Below are 16,893 nucleotides of genomic sequence, written 5' to 3' on the forward strand. Positions count from 1 at the left end.
TGTCCTCTGTGGTGAACTCAATCTTATATCTACTTCTTCAATAAGAACAATCAATAAGAAGAACTGGTTTATCAAAAGACAGGTTTATTTATACAATCCGTAGGTAGTACGCAATACCTGGAATTCGGTACGGCGATTGATAGCATTACAAATTTCCTGCTGCTCCGGAGTAAGAGTCTTTATGAATTCCTCTGTCAGCACATTACCTTCTTTAAGGAAAGGAGCCGATTTCATAACTGATTTATTCACCACTTTCGGCTTGCTCTCTCCATATCCTTTCGCAGTAAGTCGGTCTGTAGAAATTCCTCCCTTAATTAAATAACGGACAACAGACTCCGCCCGACGCTGAGAAAGGCGCTCGTTATAAGCATCATTTCCTTTATAATCACAGTGAGCAGCCAATTCAATAGTCACATTCGGATTATCATTCAGCAGACGAATCAGTTCATCAAGTGCAGTTGCTGATGCAGGAGTAAGATCGGCACGGTCAAATTCATAAAAGATATTTTCGATAAGTACCGGGCGGGTAATAGAAGCCAATGGAAATTCAACTTCATAACTGCGGTCTACCTGAGCAGTATCTGTGATAAGTTCCTGTTTACCATTCAAGTATCCACGGCAAGAAGCTAACATTACATAGCGTTGTCCCGGATTAAGGCGTTGGACAAACGAACCGTTTTTCTTCACATCTATTTTCAGATACGTACCATCGTCACCCACCAGTGTTACTACTGCTTCGGGCAATGCATCCCCCTCCTTGTCATACACCCATCCGGTGAGGGTATGATTAACTTCAGGGAGCTCAAAACTATAGATATGATCCCAACCACGGGCATCTCCACGATTGGAAGAGAAAAAGCCCCGCTGACGTCCCGGTTCAAAGGTCATACCAAAATCATCTCCCATGGAATTAACCGGGAAACGCATATTTTCTACTTTCCACCTACCGGATACAGAATCCAGATCGGCACGGAAAATATCAAGTCCTCCCATACCGGGATGACCATTAGAAGAGAAATACAACTCTCCTTTAGGGCCAAATGTAGGAAACATCTCGTCACCCGCTGTATTAATATCAGGTCCCAGATTGTCTACATACCCGAAACCGTCCTTAACTACATTGATCCGCCACAAATCGAGTCCGCCGTATCCTCCCGGCATATCAGAAACAAAATAAAGAAAATCTCCCTGCGGAGACATAGCAGGATGGGCCACAGAAGAAAGCGAATCATTCAGGATGGCACATTTAGTAGGCGTTCCCCAATTGGCTCCGGTTCGTGAAGAGGCATATATCTCAGCATATACCGGTGCCTCTGGCGATGTGCGGCAACGAGTAAGATACATGGTTTTACCATCCGCAGAGAAGGAGCAGGCACCGTCTTCAAATTCACTGTTTACTTCTGATTCCAACGGTTCCGGCTTCTGCCAGTTCTTTTTTTCATCCTGTTTAGAATAGAATATATCTGCGCTTTTCATGCCGGTGATTCCATTCAAATCATTTCCCTTTGCTTCGTTTCGGGTAGAAGTAAAATAGACAACATCGGCATCTTCACCCGCATACATGGGAGAATAGTCACTACGCCGGGAGAAAAAGATGGGTTCCCGCTTTACGATGTGCCGCGTAGGATGCTCTTTCCACTCTTGTGCCTGTTGGCAAGAAAAAAGTCCGTTCAACGCCAATGTGTCATTGGGCTGATATTGAAGATAAGTTTCATAAGAAGAAACAGCAGGTTTATACTCTCCATTCTTACGCTGACTTTCAGCAAGATAAAAGAAAGTAACTGAATCCGGATAATGATAACGGATTGCATTCATATAAGCTCCCTTTGCCCGGACATTATAGTTTATCAGACGATAACAGCCTGCCATCTTATAAGCGATCTCGCCTCGGAGTTTTCGTTGTTTGGGAGGAGTACCGGCATAAGCTTTCCGATAATATTTAGCTGCATCAAAATATTCGCCACGAGCATAACTCTGCTCGGCTTTCTTCAAGCTACGCCCTGCTCCACAGGAAGCAAGCAAGAAAAGGGCAAGTATATAGATGAGTTTACGGTACATAGACATTATATATAAACAGAATAAAGGGAGAAATATTGTATTAGTGATGAGTGATTAGTGATAAGTGATTAGTACCATGCGGTATATAGCACCGCCGCTAATCACTTATCACTAATCACTCATCACTAATCACTCATCACTTATCACTAATCACTCATCACTAATCACTCATCACTAATCACTTATCACTAATCACTCATCACTATTCCTTAATCACTACCCTATATCCACATCCATTCTTCCATTCAGAACATCCGTAAGCTGTCTTACCTTTTATAATTGTTCCTTTGCCACAAAGAGGACAAGGCTGACCGATCAAAGAATCATTGTTTGCAACATTACCGGGAGTGACTGCCGGAGTTGAAGGAACATCTGTAGACACAACGGACGGTTGTTGCACGGATGACGCCCCGGTATTTGAAACCGCTTTCGGTTTCTTTTCTTTAGGAGCAGCAGGCTTACGTTCTCTTTTCTTTGGCTCTTTCTTTTTAGCCGCCTCCTCTATCTGAACCGCTTCCTGAATGGTAATACGCCGATTGGTATTGTCAGACAGCACACTCGTCACAATCTCCGAAACCATCTGTTTCAGTTCCTCCAGAAACTGGCGGGCATCATAAGTCTTTTTTTCTATCTCACGAAGTTTCTTCTCCCAAATTCCGGTTAGTTCAGCCGATTTGAGAAGTTCCTCATGAATAATCTGTATCAATTCTACACCTGTAGGCGTAGCTATCAGATTCTTCTTTTCCTTACGGATATAGTTACGTTTGAACAATGTCTCAATGATAGCAGCACGGGTAGACGGACGTCCGATGCCATTCTCTTTCAATGCATCCCGAAGTTCGTCGTTATCTACCAATTTACCAGCCGTCTCCATGGCACGAAGCAGAGTAGCTTCGGTGTAAGGACGAGGGGGTTGAGTCCATTTCTCATTCAAATCAGGGATATGAGGGCCATTCTCACCTTTTACAAAGGCTGGAAGTACATTCTCCTCTTCTCCTTCTTTCTCTTCGGTAGGGTCTTTCACATCTTTGGCAAAAACAACCCGCCATCCAGGTTCCAGAATCTGTTTACCGGTTACCTTAAATTCAATTCCGTCTACTTCACCCATTACGGTGGTAGTAGATATTTTACAATCGGGATAAAACACAGCAATAAATCGACGTGCTATCAGATCGAACACCCGGCGTTCCATATCCGTCAGGTTCTGTGGAGGTACCCCGGTCGGGATAATAGCATGGTGATCAGTCACTTTCGAGCTATCAAACACCTTCTTAGATTTGGGTAAAGTAACACCAGCCAAAGGAGCGGTCAGCAACTCATAGTCACGAAGCCCTTTTAGAATGTTAGGACACTTCGGATAAATATCATCACTCAAAAAAGTAGTGTCTACACGCGGATAGGTGGTCACTTTCTTCTCATAAAGTGATTGAATCAGTTTCAATGTTTCGTCAGCCGAATAAGCAAATTTCTTGTTACACTCTACCTGCAACGAGGTCAGGTCGAAAAGACGGGGAGCATACTCTTTACCATCTTTTTTGACTACGGAAGTCACTGTGAAAGGCAGATTTTTAATACGTTCTACCAAGGCTTCCCCCTCTTCGCGATTGGCAATGGGATCAATGCCCGGATTCTCTGTCCGCTTTACTTTCCCTCCTGATTTTTCTTCTTCTGCTGCCAGTTCTTCATCACTTTTCCGGATAAGAGCCGAAAAAACAGTATCCCGATAAGTTGTTTTCAGTTCCCAATACTGTTTAGACTGGAAGTTCTCGATCTCCAATTGCCGATTCACAATCAGTGCCAGTGTAGGTGTCTGTACGCGTCCTATAGATAATACTTGCTTGTTCTGACCATACTTGATCGTGTACAGGCGGGTAGCATTCATGCCCAGAAGCCAGTCGCCTATAGCACGGGACATTCCGGCTTCATAGAGCGATTGAAACTCCGACTGATCCTTTAATTTAGCAAATCCCTCTTTTATGGCCTCCTCCGTCAATGAGGAAATCCAAAGACGCTTCACCGGGCAACGGGCTCCTGCTTTTTGCATCACCCAGCGCTGAATAAGTTCTCCTTCTTGTCCGGCATCACCGCAGTTTATGATTTCATCTGCGCTTTGCATCAGCCATTCAACTGTACGAAACTGCTTTTCATAGGTAGGATTACTTATCAGTTTTATTCCAAAACGCGGTGGAATCATCGGAAGACTACCCAGACTCCATGATTTCCAGTTAGGCGTATATTCATGTGGTTCTTTCAGTGTACAAAGATGACCAAAGGTCCATGTCACCTGATATCCGTTTCCTTCTATGTATCCGTCTTTCCGTTCTCTGGCACCCAAAATATCAGCTATATCACGTGCCACTGAGGGCTTTTCGGCAATGCAAACTATCATCCTTTTATCTTTTTTAGTGATGCAAAGGTAGACAAATTTAAGGTATAGCCCAAAAGAGTGTACACTTTTGTCTGATGAGAGTGTATACTGAAAAAATTTATTTTTTACTAGGGACATCTTTATCTTATCTGCTTTACTAAAAGACGAGGAGTAGCTTTACTTATTCTCCAACCGTCTATTATTAAAGACAACCTTTTCTTAAAAACCACCCGTACCATGAAGAATATCCTTTTATTCACTCTATTATTGTGTTGTGTTACACTCAGGCCACAAACGTATAGCATCTATCCTATCCCACAAAAAACAACCATGAATGGCAATAGTATAGAAATGACCCGGGAAGTAAATCTTATTAAGGAATCCGGAATAAATGAAATTATCAGTAATCGTATTCAAGAGGTTCTGACTAATGCCGGAATCAATTTTACGATCAGTGATGTACTTACTGATGATAAAACAAATATTCTTATAGGAATCAACGGTTCTAAAGAAACTGCAGACAATTATGCATCTACCCATTCACTCTCTGAAGATGTTTTCAACGTTACATCCAATAAATTCGATCCTTATCTGTTGCAGATAAATAAGAACCATAGTAAAGGCGATATACTCATTCTGGGTGATAATAACGGATCAGCCTATTATGGTCTGGCCACATTGGAACAAATACTGGAACAAGCCGATAACAACCACTTATCAGCCGCCACTTTTGAGGATTATGCCCATACCCAATACCGGGGTATTGTTGAGGGTTTCTACGGACATCCATATAGCGTGGAAAGCAGACTCAGCCTGTTGGATTACTGCAAACGATATAAAATGAATATGTTTGTCTATGGTCCTAAAGCAGATCCTTATCATGCAGGAAAGTGGCGGGAAGACTATCCATTAACCCTGACAGATCAGCAACGCTATATGGGATTGGTCACACAAGATGATTTACGCAGACTGGCTGCCAAAGCCAAAGCCTGCAATGTGGATTTCGTATGGTCTATTCATCCGGCATTGGAAGGTGGAGGTATAAATTTCAGTAATTTAGATCCTGGAATCGAAGACATTATACACAAATTTGATGCTTTGTATAAGTTAGGAATACGACACTTCGGTGTATCTATCGATGACATGAGCGGCCATCCGTACAATCAATCGGAATTGGCAGATAAGACTCAGACAAAACTATATGAGAAGTTCAACAAAACCGGAGTCACTGAAGACGACAAAGTGGGGCCTTTATTATTTGTTCCCACCCAATATGCATTGAATTACGGTACCGGAACACTTTCGGCCTTCAAAAACATACATAAAGATGTGGTGGTAGCCTTCACTGGTTACGACTGTTTTTCTAATATCCGGGGCAGTGCTTGCGATCGGATGGCAGATCTGATAGGACGCAACCCGGTCATGTGGTGGAACAATCCGGTAAACGATGATTATGACGAATTTCTTTATATGCACGGACTCACTGCACGCTGGAGCATAGAGGATAAAAGCCCGGTCTCTTCTCTGCAAGGACTGATATTAAACCCCATGAATCAGGGACAAGCTTCTAAAATAGCCTTATTCGGTGCAGCAGATTACTCATGGAATCCTTCAAAATTCAACGGATCCGATAATTGGGAAGCTTCGCTTGCTTCTATAGTGAAAGAACCGGAACTGCAAGATGCACTTAAAACCTTTATTAATATAATAAGCGCATATACCACTCATGATACGCGAACACCGGAAGGCGAAAAGTTCGCACCTCTTTATACAGCCTTTCAATCATCTTATTCCAAAGGCAATGTACCTGACGCTACGGAACTAATAAATGAGATGAAAAAAGCGAATGCTGCCTGCAAACTATTAGCATCATTAAAAGAGAGTGAAAACCAGGAGTATAACCTGTTTTATGAAGATATAAAAAGTTGGCTTGCCAAGGTGGAATCAATGACAGATATTGTTGTCAAGTCAATCAGTTTTATGAAAAACGATGCAGGGCTTTCTGCATGGACAGACTTTGCTGAGATTCAGGCAAAAGCACAAAAGATACACACTGATTCTGCCTTTCTGTTGAGTGTGTTTGAAGGTAAAGGTACCAGCACATACGAGGTGTTTAAAGAGGTTCAGCCAACTCCCAAATATCTGGACCCGTTTGTAGATTTCCTGGCTGATAAAATAAAGGATTATGCTCCGCGACTTCCGGACAGATCACGCGAGATGGAAATTATCACCAATATCTACAATTTATCGGGGGTATCCATTGAAACGAATGACATGACAAGATTATCCGGTCTGAACACTGTTACATTAAAACCGGAAGAATACGTAGGCATCTATTTTAATGCAATCAAAGAAGTGGCAGTCGAGTTTCTGCCCACAAATCTTACAAGTACGCTATCTACAGAGTATTCTATGAATGGAAAAGAGTGGAGTACTTTTATACCGGACCATAGCATTGCTCAGGAAATGGCTTATTTCCGCATCAAAAACAAAAGTAAATCCACACATGCTATTCCAATAAATGAAATCTCATTCAGAATGCCAGCCTCAGAAAGTTCAGTTCCTATAAACGTAACAACGAATATGGGAACTTACCAAACATACAATATAAAGAATGTAATAGACGGAAATTACTCCACAAAATTCTGGAGTGATAAGGCACAAAAGGCAGGTGAATATATCCAACTGGACTTTGGTTCGTCCGCAGCCCGTTATCAGATCACCCTGCATTTTACTGAAGGAGATACGCCTACAGGAGAAGCACAGATTCAGATCTCTGATGATGCACAAAGCTGGACAACTATAAAAGCATTCACTTCTTCGGATATTTCAGATAAGATATATACTTGTAATGCCAATGGCCGGTTTGCCAGATACGTTCGCTTGTATCTGCAATCTGTGGGAGGAGGAGACTGGTTTCAATTAGCAGAATTTGAAGTGACAGGTGCCCGTATCACTCCTGTCGCGGAAGACAATGAAGGAAATCCGGTGGCTTTACTGGACGACCGTAACCTTTCGTCGGGTTATAAAGGCAGAGGAGAAGGGCATATTATCTATCGTTTTATTGAGAACCTTGCGATAGATGAAATTCAAATCTTTCATAACAGCATGTTCACGTCCGCAAGCACTAAGCCTACCATAATGATATATGCCAATGGAAAATGGATTGCCAAAGGAGAACTGGATGCTCCCTGTACTTCCGTTCCAGTCTCCGATTTGAAGAATATCTTGCAACTAAAGATTAGTTGGAATAAAGACAATATACCGGTTCTTTATGAAATAATGCCTATCGGAGAACCGTATGTGGAAGAAGTATCCCCTCCTACCGGTATCCTTTCTGAAACAGGTTCTGCAAATGCTTCAATTTTCATTGAAGGAAATCATGTACGGATAGCATCCCGGATATTAATAAAAAGGATCATTATTACAGATCTATCAGGACAAAAAATAAAAGATATAAGCGTAAATCAGAACTCCATAGAAATTCCTATACATGAACAACAGGTTTTGATAGTAAACGTATATCTCAATAATAATGAGACGGTAACAGCCAAAGTAGCACGATAAAGCACTTTTATTGATAAACTTTTATCAAAGATATAGTCTTTATGCGAATCAGTAGTTGAAATTCTATTTTAACCCAATCAGCATTGAGCTTAATAACCTCTGCTGTTACCATCAGGCTCTTACACCGTATCAATAAAGTCCTGTCTTATAGAGTATCGTAGGAAGCCTCGGTGTGTAACATTGTTTTAGATGTACATGTAAAGCAGTACGACATGCACATGTGGGACAGCACGACATGTACATGTAAAACAAGGCTGCTCACCAGGGAAAGGAACGTTCCTTCCTGAGAAAGCCAAAGTACAACACCGAGCGGTGATGTGCTTCCCGCACGGGGAGGTACGCCAGGCAATGGTTTATAGAAACGCAGATGAGCGCAAATTCACGCAAAGCATATCATCGCTCAAATATAGTACAGCCATTTAATCTGCGAAAATCTGCGATCATTTGCGTTTCAATAAAACGCTGTCACATAGTATGAACTAAATTTGAAGTACTGCTTAGAAAAGATACACACTGTTAATTTATCGTTTTCAGTCAGGTATTTTCATCTGAATATAATATTTGTAATCACCGTAGCTCCCACCTTTTGATTCAGATTACGGACTAATAATTCACGTCCCATCATCAATTCCTGACGGAGTGCAGCAGAGGTAAGATGTACATAAAGTATTTGATTACGAATGTATAACTCTTTTGTATAAGAAGCGATTGCCGGCCCCAATATCTGTGGCCAGGCATCCAATAACCGTTGTTCATTCAGAGGAGACTCCAGACTTTCCTGGCGGAGAAACTGCTGAATCAGTTTTCCGATTGGCTCGGCATTATTTCTTTTCATACTTCCCTGTCTTTCATTTCACTGATTTCACCTTGCTCTACCCGGAACATTTTATAATCACTGCCTACTTTATATAATATACGATCCAGATGTTCCCGGTTCGTATCCGTTATAAATATTTGTCCAAAACTGTCTCCTGCCACCAATTTTACAATCTGCTCTACGCGTGATGCATCCAGCTTATCAAAGATATCATCCAGCAACAACAAAGGAACAGTGCTACCGGTACGTTTCAAAAAATCAAACTGCGCCAGCTTCAATGCCACAAGATACGTTTTGTTCTGTCCCTGAGAGCCTTCTCTTTTTATAGGAAAATCGCCCAATAACATATTAAGTTCATCTTTATGAATGCCACGCAAAGAATATCCCATAATCCGATCACGCACCCGGCTCTCTTTCAATACTTCCAGCAAAGAGGCATCACGCGCATGAGAATCATATGACAATCCTACCTTCTCCTTATCCTGTGAAATATAAGAATAAAAAGACTGGAAAATCGGGATAAACTCCCGGATAAACTCTTCCCGCTTGCGATACACTACCTCACCTGCCTGCGCCATCATCTCTTCCCACACCAGAAACAATTCCTCTTCTACCGGAAGTTCGCTTTTCAATAGTGTGTTACGTTGTGCCAATGCTTTATTATAACGGATCAATGCTTCCAGATATTCCTTATCATATTGAGAGATAACCACATCCATAAAACGACGACGTTCATCACTCCCTCCCGCAATAAGTTCCGAATCAGCAGGCGAAACCATCACCAAAGGCAAAAAGCCAATATGATCGGACAAACGGCTATATTCCTTTTTATTACGTTTAAACTGCTTTTTAGCACGGCGCTTCATACCACAGTAAATCTCTTCAGGCGTACCATCCGGTGCCTCATAAAATCCCTGTATTACGAAAAAGTCCTGTTCATGCCGTATGTTTTGCGAATCAATCGGATTGCCGGCACTCTTACAGAAAGAAAGAAAATAAACAGCATCCAGCAGGTTTGTTTTCCCCATTCCGTTTTGTCCGAAAAAGCAATTCAGCTTAGCAGAGAAATTCAGTTCTACCTGCTCCAGATTCTTATAATTCAGTATGGATATACGTTTCAGTATCATGTTTACACATTAAGTTGGTTACAAAAGTAGAAAGATTTTCGTGGTTTTAGGGTGTAAAACAAAAAAAGATGCCTCTAAATTTCGTTTGTAGATATAAAAAAACTACTTTTGCGAGTCGAAATATCAAAGTCAGAATAATAACAAAAAAGAATCATATAAAAATGGCAGAACAAAAGCACCACAATGAACAAATGAATGTGGAAGATGCACTGACACAGTCGGAAGCATTTCTTATCAAAAACAAAAAAGCAATCATCGGCGGAGTTGTTGCCGTGATTATTATCGTAGCAGGTTTCATCATGTACAAACACCTTTATGCCGAACCTCGTGAAGAGAAAGCACAAGCTGCTCTTTTCAAAGGTCAAGAACTGTTTGAACAGGATAATTTCGAGCAAGCATTAAATGGTGACAGTATCGGTTACACCGGTTTTCTGAAAGTTGCCAGTGATTTCAGCGGAACCAAAGCTGCCAACCTGGCTAAAGCCTATGCAGGTATCTGCTATGCACATATGGGCAAATATGATGAGGCAATTAAATATCTGAATGATTTTGACGGAACAGATCAAATGGTGGGTCCTGCTGTTCTTGCTGCTGCCGGTAATTGCTACGCACAACTGGATCAGCTTGACAAAGCAGTTTCTTCTTTATTGAAAGCTGCCGACAAAGCAGATAGCAACACATTGAGTCCTATCTACTTGTTGCAAGCCGGAGAAATCCTGGTAAAACAGGGAAAAGCAGAAGAAGCGATCAAAGCATATACAACCATTAAGGATAAATACTTCCAGTCTTATCAAGCAATGGATATCGATAAATATATCGAGCAGGCTAAATTGCTGAAAAAGTAAATAAAGTATCAACCAATAGTGAAGAGTGAAAAGTACTCTGTAGCCTTGTAGCGCAGTAGCTTTTCACTCTTTATTTTTAACTTATAATGATTATGGCTACAGCTTATCACAATTTATCAGACTATGATTTCAATTCTGTTCCTAATGCAGAAGAGATGAAATTTGGTATTGTTGTTTCTGAATGGAACGATAAAATTACAGGTGCATTGTTGGATGGTGCAGTAAATACATTAAAGAAACATGGTGCAAAAACTGAAAATATTCTGGTAAAGACAGTACCCGGAAGTTTTGAACTTACTTTCGGAGCTAACCAGATGATGGAAAATTGCGACGTGGATGCAATTATAATAATCGGTTGCGTAATAAAAGGAGATACCCCACATTTTGATTATGTTTGTATGGGAGTAACACAAGGAGTTGCCCAATTAAATGCAACAGGCGATATACCAGTTATTTACGGACTTATTACTACCAATACAATGGAGCAAGCAGAAGATAGAGCCGGTGGTAAGCTGGGTAATAAAGGAGATGAATGTGCAATTACTGCAATAAAAATGATCGATTTTGTTTGGAGTTTAAATAAATAGTTGTATCTTTGCACCGCAATTGAGAAACAAACCTGCTTAAGTGAAAGTAAAAGGTGCTCAAAAGCAAAAAAGGGCAAATACCAGAGTGGCCAAATGGGGCAGACTGTAAATCTGCTGTCTTTCGACTTCGGTGGTTCGAATCCATCTTTGCCCACAAAAATTGCGGAAGTAGCTCAGTTGATAGAGCATTAGCCTTCCAAGCTGAGGGTCGCGGGTTTGAGCCCCGTCTTCCGCTCTCAAGAAAAGAGAATCTGAGATATCAGGTTCTCTTTTTTATTTAACTTCTTTCAGCATGAACACACGCACTCCAAAATCATGTACTTCAACCGGCGCATCCACCCCTATTGTCTGACTCAGCTTTACAGGTTTAGACAACAGAGGTATATTATCTCAAACGTTATCTACAGATTGAAGAAACAGAGATCAAGGCTCTTTACGAACACAGAGTAGGAAATCCGGTCATAAGTGAAAAGCTCATACTAAATGGTAGTTCACCAGTAGAGCTTCCCTACTTCACACGAGATAACCGGCAAAAATTAGGGAAACTCACTTTTGCAAAATAAGTATTACTCTTCTTCTTATAGTCCCAAATACAATGCAGTCTCTTCCGAGAGAAAAATTACAGAACATAAAAGGTATAGCGCGTAGCCAATCAACCACATTAGTACATTTCCCACATTGGTAGATTGGCACATTATCACATTGGCAATTACCCCCCATTTTCTCAAATTCCCGTTATTTTGTCTTAAAAGAGCAGAGAAAAAACCGTGTATAGATTTGTAACTTCCTATATTTGTAAGCATATTCATTATTTATATTGTTTCAAAAGAAATACATGGAAAACATGAAAAAGAAACTGTACTACCCCCTTGCGGGTATTCTTTTTGGTATCTGTAGCATGCTATCTTCCAACTTGCAAGCAACGGAAATTAACCCTGACAAACCGTACTGGCAAGATGTACAAGTAGTATCTGTGAACAAGGAATATCCTCGCTCATCATTTATGACTTATGACAATCGCGCGGATGCACTTACCGGTAAATTCGAAAACAGTCGCTACTACCAATTGCTCAATGGTACATGGAAGTTCTTTTTTGTAGATTCCTATAAAGATTTACCAGCCAACATCACCTCACCGGAAACAAGTACCACTTCGTGGAATGATATACAAGTGCCCGGTAACTGGGAAGTACAGGGACATGGTGTAGCTATCTATACCAATCACGGATATGAGTTCAAAGCACGTAACCCGCAACCTCCATTGTTACCGGAGGCCAACCCGGTGGGTGTTTATCGCCGGGATATCGAAATCCCTGCCGATTGGAACGGACGGGATATCTACCTGCACATAGCCGGAGCAAAATCCGGAGTCTATGTTTACATCAACGGAAAGGAAGTAGGATATAGCGAAGATTCCAAAAACCCGGCAGAGTTTCTAATCAACAACTACGTGCATCCGGGCAAGAATGTACTTACTCTGAAAATATTCCGCTGGAGTACCGGTTCTTATTTGGAATGTCAGGACTTTTGGCGTATCAGTGGTATCGAACGCGATGTATTCCTGTATTCGCAACCCAAAGCGGCGCTCAAAGACTTCCGTATAAAATCAACTCTGGACGATACATATAAGAACGGTATCTTTGCATTAAGTACTGATCTGCGTAACCATCGCCCGGAAGGTAGCAACCTATCGGTAATATACGAACTACTGGATGCTAACGGAAAAGTGATCGCAACGGAAGAAAAAACAGCCTATGTACCTGAAGGCGAATTCCGCACTGTAAACTTTACCCGGACACTGCCGGATATACGTACCTGGACATCAGAGCAACCTAATCTGTACAAATTATTAATGACCGTAAAAGAGAACGGAAAAGTAAATGAAATTATTCCTTTTAATGTAGGCTTCCGCCGAATAGAAATAAAGCAGAGCGAACAACTTGCCGGAAATGGCAAGCCCTATACTTTGCTATATATCAACGGGCAACCTCTGAAACTGAAAGGAGTCAATATTCATGAGCACAATCCCAAAACAGGACATTATGTAACGGAAGAATTGATGCGTCGTGACTTCGAACTGATGAAGCAGAATAATCTGAATACAGTCCGCCTTTGCCACTATCCTCAAAGCCGCCGTTTTTATGAACTCTGTGACGAATATGGAATTTATGTATATGACGAAGCAAATATTGAAAGCCACGGTATGTATTATGACCTGCGCAAAGGAGGATCATTAGGCAATAACCCCGAATGGCTAAAACCCCATATGGACCGGACTATCAACATGTTCGAACGTAACAAAAACTATCCTTCACTTACTTTCTGGTCATTGGGTAACGAGGCGGGAAACGGTTACAACTTCTATCAGACGTATCTGTGGGTGAAAAATGCAGATAAGGAGCTGATGAATCGCCCGGTCAATTATGAACGTGCACAGTGGGAATGGAACTCTGATATGTATGTTCCACAATATCCGGGAGCAGAATGGTTGGCTAAGATAGGCAAACAAGGAAGTGACCGTCCGGTAGTTCCCTCCGAATATTCCCACGCTATGGGTAACTCCAACGGAAATTTATGGGATCAATGGAAAGAAATATATAAATACCCTAACTTACAAGGGGGATACATCTGGGACTGGGTAGATCAGGGTATTTTAGAAACTGATAAGAACGGACGGGAATACTGGACATATGGTGGCGATTATGGTGTGAATGCCCCGAGTGACGGTAACTTCTTGTGCAACGGACTTGTTAACCCTGACCGTGCTCCCCATCCTACTATGGCAGAGGTAAAATATGTTCATCAAAATGTAGGTTTTGAACCAATCGATTTAAACAGTGGTAAAATTCTGGTAAAGAATCGTTTCTACTTCACTAACCTGAAAAAGTACATGATATCCTATACTATATCTGCGAACGGAAAAATTGTAAAAGGCGGTAAAGTATCATTAGACATTGAACCGCAAGCCTCCAAAGAGCTGAGTATTCCAGTTAGCGGTCTGAAAGCCAAACCGGGAACGGAATATTTCGTAAACTTCGTAGTAACCACTACCCAACCGGAACCTCTTATTCCCGCAGGGCATGACATCGCCTACGAACAATTCCGCCTCCCTATCGAGCCTCTGCCCCGGGAAGCATTTGCCACAAATGGTCCGGCACTGAAAACAGAAACTGAAGGCGAAAATCTAATAGTAAGTTCTTCTAAAGTTAATTTCGTCTTTGATAAAGCAACCGGGCTTGTCACTTCATATAAGATAAATGGCACAGAATACTTTAAAGACGGGTTTGGAATTCAGCCTAACTTCTGGCGGGCTCCAAATGATAATGATTATGGCAATGGTGCTCCTAAACGCCTCCAGATATGGAAACAATCAAGTAAGAACTTCAAGGTAGCGGATGCAAGCATAGCTATGGATAACAAAGTCGCTGTACTAACAGCCAACTATCTATTGGCCGCCGGTAATCTTTATATAGTAACCTATAAAATCTATCCTTCAGGGGTTGTCAAAGTTAATGCACGTTTCACTTCTGCCGATATGCAAGTTGCAGAGTCAGAAGTATCCGAAGCTACCCGTACAGCTACTTTCACTCCCGGCAACGATGCTGCACGTAAGGCAGCAGCCAAGTTGAATGTTCCCCGTATCGGTGTTCGTTTCCGTCTTCCGGCCGAAATGAATGTAGTTGAGTATTTCGGACGTGGACCGGAAGAAAACTATATAGACCGGAACGCAGGTACTCTCATCGGGCTCTACAAAACTACAGCCGACAAGATGTACTATAATTATGTTCGCCCGCAAGAGAACGGTCATCATACAGATACCCGCTGGCTGTCTCTTAGCAAAAAGGGAGGTAAAGGACTAACGATTGTAGCCGATAGCATTATCGGATTCAACGCTTTACGCAATTCTATTGAAGACTTTGACTCAGAAGAAGCCCTTCCTCATCCACGTCAATGGAATAACTTCTCTCCGGAAGAAATTGCCAATCACGATGAAGAAGCAGCCCGGAATGTATTAAGAAGAATGCATCATGTGAATGACATTACTCCACGTGATTTCGTAGAAGTATGCGTAGATATGAAACAACAAGGAGTAGCAGGATACAATAGTTGGGGAGCCCGTCCGGAGCCCGGCTATATAATTCCTGCCAATCAGGAATACAACTGGGGATTTACACTGATCCCTGGTAAATAATTTACCAATGTGCTAATATGCCAATGTGCCAATGCCTTTCGGCGATACAGCGCAGCACATTGTTATATTGGCAAATTAGCACATTGACAAATTAGCACATTGCCACATTATTAAATTGGCACATTGGCACATTATCAAATTGGCACATTATTAAAAATTCATCAACTTTAAAAATAAAAATCATGAAAAATCTATTCGACATCGTTTCGCATTTCGAAACCAAAGGCACTATCAGCGAAATAAAACCGCTGGGTGCCGGACTTATTAACGACACATACAAAGTGAGTACTGCTGAAGCTGACGCACCGGACTATGTACTCCAACGTATCAACCATGCCATCTTCCAGAATGTGGAGATGCTGCAAAACAATATAGCAGCTGTAACCAGTCATATCCGCCGAAAACTGCAAGAACAGGGAGAAACAGATATCGATCGTAAAGTCCTGACTTTTGTAAAAGCCGACGGAGGTAAAACATATTGGTATGATGGCGAAAACTACTGGCGTATCATGGTTTTCATCCCTCGGGCAAAAACCTATGAAACAGTTAATCCGGAATATTCTTATTATGCCGGAGTGGCTTTCGGTGATTTCCAGGCAAAATTAGCTGATATTCCGGAAACATTGGGAGAAACTATTCCCGATTTTCACAATATGGAGTTCCGGTTGAAACAGCTTCGTGATGCCGTAGCTGCCAATGCAGCCGGCAGATTGACTGAGGTTCAATATTATATCGACGAAATAGAAAAGCGTGCCGATGAAATGTGCAAAGCAGAACGCATGTACCGTGAAGGAACCCTTCCTAAACGTGTATGCCACTGTGATACCAAAGTAAACAACATGATGTTTGATGAAGACGGAAAAGTACTCTGCGTCATCGACCTGGATACAGTAATGCCGAGTTTTATCTTCTCCGATTATGGAGATTTTCTACGCACAGGAGCCAATACCGGTGATGAAGATGATAAAGACCTGAATCGCGTGAACTTCAACATGGAAATTTTCAAAGCATTTACCAAAGGGTATCTGGAAGGAGCACATTCATTCCTGACTCCGGTAGAGATAGAAAATTTACCTTACGCAGCCGCTTTGTTCCCCTATATGCAATGTGTACGTTTCCTTGCCGATTACATCAACGGAGATACTTACTACAAAATCAAATATCCCGAACATAATCTGGTACGCACCAAAGCCCAATTCAAGCTATTGCAAAGCGTAGAGGAACACACTCCGGAAATGGTAGCATTTATTCGCGAATGCTTAAAGAGTTGAAAGTTGAAAATGGAAAGTTGAAAGTTACTATGCAGCGCAACTTATTGTTCACTGTCAATTG

General features: G+C 41.6%; 9 protein-coding genes and 2 tRNA genes. 7 read left to right on the forward strand and 4 right to left on the reverse strand.

Annotated features, from left to right (window positions below):
- Positions 1-84 precede the first annotated feature (84 nt).
- Together VCM39_RS17435 and VCM39_RS17440 are read right to left on the reverse strand one after the other, a co-directional pair.
- Positions 85-2,058, reverse strand: coding sequence for an OmpA family protein (locus VCM39_RS17435; protein ID WP_322932774.1), 1,974 nt, complete (start codon positions 2,056-2,058; stop codon positions 85-87).
- A 202-nt stretch (positions 2,059-2,260) separates the two neighbouring features.
- Entirely contained in the window at positions 2,261-4,447 is a 2,187-nt protein-coding gene (locus VCM39_RS17440) for a DNA topoisomerase 3 (protein WP_322932775.1), read from the reverse strand.
- A gap of 216 nt (positions 4,448-4,663) precedes the next feature.
- Between VCM39_RS17440 and VCM39_RS17445 the strand changes: the two genes are divergently transcribed.
- Positions 4,664-7,993, forward strand: coding sequence for a beta-N-acetylglucosaminidase domain-containing protein (locus VCM39_RS17445; RefSeq protein ID WP_322932776.1), 3,330 nt, complete (start codon positions 4,664-4,666; stop codon positions 7,991-7,993).
- Between the two features lie 544 nt (positions 7,994-8,537).
- On the opposite strand, the gene VCM39_RS17450 is transcribed toward VCM39_RS17445, so the two are convergent.
- Together VCM39_RS17450 and recF are read right to left on the reverse strand one after the other, a co-directional pair.
- Positions 8,538-8,828 (reverse strand): DUF721 domain-containing protein, encoded by a 291-nt coding sequence (locus VCM39_RS17450; protein ID WP_002559425.1) that lies wholly within the window; start codon positions 8,826-8,828, stop codon positions 8,538-8,540.
- On the reverse strand, positions 8,825-9,937 hold the full coding sequence (recF, locus tag VCM39_RS17455) for a DNA replication/repair protein RecF (RefSeq protein ID WP_221649335.1): 1,113 nt from the start codon (positions 9,935-9,937) through the stop codon (positions 8,825-8,827). Before recF ends, VCM39_RS17450 begins: the two co-directional genes overlap by 4 nt.
- A 161-nt stretch (positions 9,938-10,098) precedes the next feature.
- Between recF and VCM39_RS17460 the strand changes: the two genes are divergently transcribed.
- The 6 genes from VCM39_RS17460 to VCM39_RS17485 all read left to right on the forward strand — a co-directional run bounded on the left by VCM39_RS17460 (position 10,099) and on the right by VCM39_RS17485 (position 16,832).
- A complete protein-coding gene (locus tag VCM39_RS17460) occupies positions 10,099-10,782 on the forward strand; it encodes a tetratricopeptide repeat protein (protein WP_221649334.1) in 684 nt (227 codons plus the stop codon).
- Between the two features lie 92 nt (positions 10,783-10,874).
- Positions 10,875-11,369 (forward strand): 6,7-dimethyl-8-ribityllumazine synthase, encoded by a 495-nt coding sequence (gene ribH / locus VCM39_RS17465; RefSeq protein WP_002559422.1) that lies wholly within the window; start codon positions 10,875-10,877, stop codon positions 11,367-11,369.
- A 71-nt stretch (positions 11,370-11,440) separates the two neighbouring features.
- Positions 11,441-11,523 (forward strand) — tRNA-Tyr (locus tag VCM39_RS17470).
- Positions 11,524-11,531: 8 nt separating this feature from the next.
- Positions 11,532-11,604 (forward strand) — tRNA-Gly (locus VCM39_RS17475).
- Positions 11,605-12,267: 663 nt separating this feature from the next.
- The gene (locus VCM39_RS17480; RefSeq protein ID WP_407934698.1) at positions 12,268-15,561 is read left to right on the forward strand and encodes a glycoside hydrolase family 2 TIM barrel-domain containing protein; all 3,294 of its coding nucleotides are present in this window, start codon (positions 12,268-12,270) and stop codon (positions 15,559-15,561) included.
- 182 nt (positions 15,562-15,743) lie between these two features.
- Positions 15,744-16,832 (forward strand): phosphotransferase enzyme family protein, encoded by a 1,089-nt coding sequence (locus VCM39_RS17485; RefSeq protein ID WP_195349138.1) that lies wholly within the window; start codon positions 15,744-15,746, stop codon positions 16,830-16,832.
- Positions 16,833-16,893 lie beyond the last annotated feature (61 nt).

The sequence above is a fragment of the Bacteroides mucinivorans genome (assembly GCF_034654355.2).
Classification (GTDB): Bacteria; Bacteroidota; Bacteroidia; order Bacteroidales; family Bacteroidaceae; genus Bacteroides; species Bacteroides nordii.

Bases quoted from the DNA above. Each gene is read 5' to 3' on its own strand.
- VCM39_RS17435 (WP_322932774.1), bottom strand. From the start codon at position 2,058: ATGTACCGTAAACTCATCTATATACTTGCCCTTTTCTTGCTTGCTTCC.
- VCM39_RS17440 (WP_322932775.1), bottom strand. From the start codon at position 4,447: ATGATAGTTTGCATTGCCGAAAAGCCCTCAGTGGCACGTGATATAGCT.
- VCM39_RS17445 (WP_322932776.1), top strand. From the start codon at position 4,664: ATGAAGAATATCCTTTTATTCACTCTATTATTGTGTTGTGTTACACTC.
- VCM39_RS17450 (WP_002559425.1), bottom strand. From the start codon at position 8,828: ATGAAAAGAAATAATGCCGAGCCAATCGGAAAACTGATTCAGCAGTTT.
- recF (WP_221649335.1), bottom strand. From the start codon at position 9,937: ATGATACTGAAACGTATATCCATACTGAATTATAAGAATCTGGAGCAG.
- VCM39_RS17460 (WP_221649334.1), top strand. From the start codon at position 10,099: ATGGCAGAACAAAAGCACCACAATGAACAAATGAATGTGGAAGATGCA.
- ribH (WP_002559422.1), top strand. From the start codon at position 10,875: ATGGCTACAGCTTATCACAATTTATCAGACTATGATTTCAATTCTGTT.
- VCM39_RS17480 (WP_407934698.1), top strand. From the start codon at position 12,268: ATGCTATCTTCCAACTTGCAAGCAACGGAAATTAACCCTGACAAACCG.
- VCM39_RS17485 (WP_195349138.1), top strand. From the start codon at position 15,744: ATGAAAAATCTATTCGACATCGTTTCGCATTTCGAAACCAAAGGCACT.